Source organism: Xenorhabdus griffiniae, assembly GCF_015163655.1.
Classification (GTDB): domain Bacteria; phylum Pseudomonadota; class Gammaproteobacteria; order Enterobacterales; family Enterobacteriaceae; genus Xenorhabdus; species Xenorhabdus griffiniae.
On the sequence record NZ_JADEUF010000180.1, the window covers coordinates 1 to 4,227 of the forward strand.

The 4,227-nt window shown below is 34.1% G+C and carries 5 protein-coding genes and 1 pseudogene; 5 read left to right on the plus strand and 1 reads right to left on the minus strand.

Going from position 1 to position 4,227, the window contains the following annotated elements; genetic code table 11:
* Positions 1-302: 302 nt before the first annotated feature.
* The 4 genes from IQ211_RS18110 (at position 303) to IQ211_RS18125 (ending at position 3,339) form a co-directional block, all read left to right on the plus strand.
* Positions 303-866 carry a tail fiber protein gene (locus IQ211_RS18110; protein WP_189760326.1) on the plus strand — a complete coding sequence of 188 codons (564 nt, stop codon included), beginning with the start codon at positions 303-305 and terminating at the stop codon, positions 864-866.
* Between the two features lie 421 nt (positions 867-1,287).
* On the plus strand, positions 1,288-1,722 hold the full coding sequence (locus tag IQ211_RS18115; protein ID WP_189760327.1) for a Thoeris anti-defense Tad2 family protein: 435 nt from the start codon (positions 1,288-1,290) through the stop codon (positions 1,720-1,722).
* Entirely contained in the window at positions 1,689-2,036 is a 348-nt protein-coding gene (locus IQ211_RS18120) for a DUF7823 domain-containing protein (protein WP_189760328.1), read from the plus strand. Before IQ211_RS18115 ends, IQ211_RS18120 begins: the two co-directional genes overlap by 34 nt.
* A 442-nt stretch (positions 2,037-2,478) precedes the next feature.
* Positions 2,479-3,339 carry a Thoeris anti-defense Tad2 family protein gene (locus IQ211_RS18125; RefSeq protein WP_189760329.1) on the plus strand — a complete coding sequence of 287 codons (861 nt, stop codon included), beginning with the start codon at positions 2,479-2,481 and terminating at the stop codon, positions 3,337-3,339.
* Between the two features lie 207 nt (positions 3,340-3,546).
* On the opposite strand, the pseudogene IQ211_RS20040 reads toward IQ211_RS18125, so the two are convergent.
* Positions 3,547-3,645: pseudogene (locus IQ211_RS20040) on the minus strand (CcdB family protein); the annotation flags it as partial.
* A 192-nt stretch (positions 3,646-3,837) separates the two neighbouring features.
* On the opposite strand from IQ211_RS20040, the gene IQ211_RS19750 reads away from it, so the two are divergent.
* On the plus strand, positions 3,838-4,005 hold the full coding sequence (locus tag IQ211_RS19750; RefSeq protein WP_282885650.1) for a helix-turn-helix domain-containing protein: 168 nt from the start codon (positions 3,838-3,840) through the stop codon (positions 4,003-4,005).
* Positions 4,006-4,227: the final 222 nt, after the last annotated feature.

Genomic DNA, 4,227 nt, shown 5'->3' on the forward strand with positions numbered 1-4,227 from the left:
TCTTATCATCATTCTATATGTTACTAAAACCATAAGGTTTAAATAAATCAACTCGCACAAACTCTCTATCTACTGAGGTGGAAAATCTCACTTTTTTCGTAATTAGTTTTATCAGTCAATTGATACATTTTATTATTTACCAGCCTAATATTTTATCTCATCCTGCTATCCAAATATGTAACTTACCAAACATTAATCAACTGAATTTAATTAAACTGTACTATCAAATATTAATGAACAGATTTTATTAATTTTCACAGTCGAAGAAATATCCCATCATTTAATATTAATCAGGAATGAATATGAATACTCAAAATAAAAAGCCAGAAATAAAAGTTTTAGAATTAGAAGATGATAGTCTTGTTGTCGTTGCAACACCGGAATATGTCAAAGATTCGATCAAAGAAGCAATAGAAGAACACGCACAAAGCCGAAACCATCCTTACGCAACATTGGAGGATAGAGGTTTCGTTACCCTCAGTAATGACATTGATAGTGATAGTGAGGTTCATGCAGCAACATCTAAAGCAGTTAAAGCGGCATACGATCTAGCCAATACCGCCAACAAAAATGCCCTGAAAGAGAATGTGATCGGTATTGGACAAAATTGGCAAAATGTCACCAATACCAGAAAACCTGACACAGTATACGTAAATGAAACAAGTTCGCCTATTCAAGTTATTATTTCTGCTTATCCAGGAAGTCAGGATTCTAATATTTTTGTTAATGGAGTACATATTGCCACACTGGCAACACTTGAAAGTATCCCGCCCACGTTTAGTAATATCACGTTTATTGTTCCGGCTGGCATGACATACATGATTCAGAAAGTAGAGAAGATCGAAAATTGGAGTGAATTACGATAATACGACAAAGAACAATAACCAATATAATTTAGCCCTAAAAATCTAACAAGATAATCAATATAATATCTACACCCTGAATCCAAGGCTATGCTTCTGGCATGGCCTTTTTGTTTTTCCACAACAATATTAGCAATTGTAATAGCGCTTTATCAAAAATTGTGCTTATTAGTCTAATCCAAGTTTAATTATTCATAATCCATTCAATAACCAATATCAATAGAAAACGTTGAATTTACACTCCAGTAGATTATTCACTCGGCGAATAAACAGATTTTATAAAAAAATGCCAGATATTAACGCGAATTAATGGCTGTGTGACTGTATTCTATTGAGATCAAATTTCACTTAAGTAATATTGACTAGCAATTTAGCAGTAGGATGAAATGACCTTTTACTTTATTGATTAATAAGTGAGGAAATTATGTCTGAAAATACACAATGTCCATTTAATCGTGACCAATATGATATTGGTTATGACAATATCACTGTACCAGCCGGTACTTCCGCTTGGGCGCTTAGCTTAGTGTATTTACATCGTAATGGCTGGAATGCTCCCATAGAACACATGCGTCTTGCCCACAAATCGGAGGTTGGCAGTGCAGATGATGGGGCTGCTTATATTGAGAAAAGTGATAAAAATGGCTATTGGTCTCATTGGACACCAACACAGGAGGATCTGATGGCTTGTGACTGGAAATTGCTGCAATCGGATAACGTTAAACCAGAACCAGTTAACTGCATGTTGTCTTTCAATCTCAAATTAGGGACTAATACATATAATGAAACTAACCAAAATTGGGGTACTTATCTGCCCACGGGGAAGTGCAATTTGGTGAACAAGCTTTTGGTACTTTAACTGGGTTGCAAGCAACTGATACAGGTATTGGAAATGTTCTACAGTTTAGTTATTCAAGACTCTCTGATCTCATAACAATATATGTCTCCTCTAATCATAATGACAATGATTTTTCGAAATCAGGGGAATTGCTTAATAAAAGATTGGTTGTCACTACTGATGGCACAAGCTATGATCTTGGCAAACCCGACATTGGTGCTATTTTGCTCGGTGGCTATGAGATAAAGATTGATTTTATTAACAAAGAATTAAGTGATATATTAAAGCAGACAGGCCAAACCAAGCACTTTTGCTTCAAATGGAGTGATAATTAACTCCCCCAGATATATACTCTGAATCTAAGGCTATGCTTCCGGCATAGCCTTTTTGTTTTTCTATAATAAGGTTGGAAATTTATAAGAAATTGATCGTGAATACTTCGAATTTAAATAAAAACAATATTATTAAAAAATCATAATAGCACTTTGTTAGAGTTTAATTTTTATATTACTATTAATGTATATTAATCCACATATTATAATTGTTAGTCATTCATTTAATAAAAAAGATCAGCAGCAAATTTTGAATTTACCCTCCAGCAGATCATTCACTCAGAGAATAGACATGTTTTATAATAAAACACCAGATATTAATGCGAATTAATTGCTATATGACGGCATCCTATTGAGATTAAATTTAACTTAAGTAACATTAACTTGCGATTTAGCAGTAGGATGAAATGACCTTTTACTTTAATGATTAATAAGTGAGGAAATTATGTCTGAAGTAAAGAAGCTAGAAAGTAATGCTGATCAACAATGCTCATTAGACCCTACTCAATACAAGGTTCAGGTTGATAATGTAGCACCCGTTGGTACTTGTCCGTGGGCACTGATTCAAGTGTATTTAGGAAAACAAGTACATCGCAGTGGCTGGAATGCGCCTGAAGAATACATGCGTCTTGCCTATAAAATGGAGGCTGGTAGCAACAATAAAGGAAATCCTTATATTGAAAAAAGCGATCAAGATGGATTTTGGGCAATTTGGAAACCAACGCCGGAAGATTTAGTGGCTTGTGACTGGAAATTGCTGGAATCGACGCCAGGTGGTTCAGGTGGTTCAGGTGGTTCAGGTGGTTCAGGTGGTTCAAAGGATATCATACTGTCTTTCGATCTCACATTAGGGACTGCTAAAAATGGGGAGGATATAGAAGATTGGGGTTATACAAGTGACAATCAACCTAATATTGGTTCTTTAACTGGGCTGCAACCTAATACAGATATTGAACATATTTCGGAATTCCTTTTTAAGATTCTGCCTCAGAAGGGAACTAAAGATATTAACAAACCTAGGCCTCTCCCTCGTCCGTTACTGTCTTTGAATATATCCTCGAATCAGAATAGCTATCAGAAAGTAATGGCACTTCTTAATAAAACTCTTTATGTCACTGTTGATAATGTAACTTATAATCTTAGAATTGACAGTCCTGAGAGAATTCATGGAGACAATGCCAGTTATACGTTTTCTGTCGTTTACACAGCAGACGTTGAAGGTTCTGAGATATACAAATTAAGTAACATATTGAAGCAACAAATAGGCCAAACCAAACATTTTAGCCTCAAGTGGAGTGATAATTAATTCACCAAAATCGATACTCTAAATCAAAGTATATGCTTAGTGAAGTGATATCATAAAATTAGGCACTTTGATTAAATCGTTGACCAGGCCTGATTTCGGTATTCCACCAGATTCAGGCCTTTTAATTTTATTTTTATTCGTTTGGTTTTATAATACTCAATGTGTTAATCAATACATAGCTAAAATCATAACCGAATTAAGTGTTAGTCATATAGCATTAAGCGCTGAAATAATTTCACTTCTTGATAAAGTAATATTACAAATGAAATCTGATTTACTGATTTTATTTGTGTCCAAGAAGGTGATAGTTAATCATTTTGAATAATAATATAATACGGTCAAAACCTGTTTGTTAACGAGAACGGGGATAATTCTATGGAAAATAATTTATTTAATAACCTTCTTAGTAACGTAGAGGAAATGGTTGCGATCTAGAATGGTGAATATCACCCTAAACCTGAGTATATCCACCGCTATGCTATTCCTAATGTTAAATCTATTCGCAAACATTTTGGCATGAAACAATCCGAATTTGCGGAAATGATAGGAGCAAGTGTTTCGTTGGTTCGGAGCTGGGAACAAAAGCGCCGTATTTCATCGGGAACGGCGCGTTTTTACCCCATCACATACGTCCTTCAATTCATCACATTAAACAGTGATGATTGACGAAGTTATCTTAAATTTTCGTAATAAAACACACAGCATATATGACAGGAAAAAAGCCAGTAATGAATACCCTATTATATAAATATATATATTTACGTAATGAAGTTTATTTAACAAAAACTCATGGATAAATTCATTATGTATCTCAACAACAAAAATATTGTGAACGAGATATATCCCCAATATATTTTTGTTTATATCTTTTGTTATATTTGATATTTT

Coding starts and splice junctions, on each gene's coding strand:
- IQ211_RS18110 (WP_189760326.1), top strand. CDS start 303: ATGAATACTCAAAATAAAAAGCCAGAAATAAAAGTTTTAGAATTAGAA.
- IQ211_RS18115 (WP_189760327.1), top strand. CDS start 1,288: ATGTCTGAAAATACACAATGTCCATTTAATCGTGACCAATATGATATT.
- IQ211_RS18125 (WP_189760329.1), top strand. CDS start 2,479: ATGTCTGAAGTAAAGAAGCTAGAAAGTAATGCTGATCAACAATGCTCA.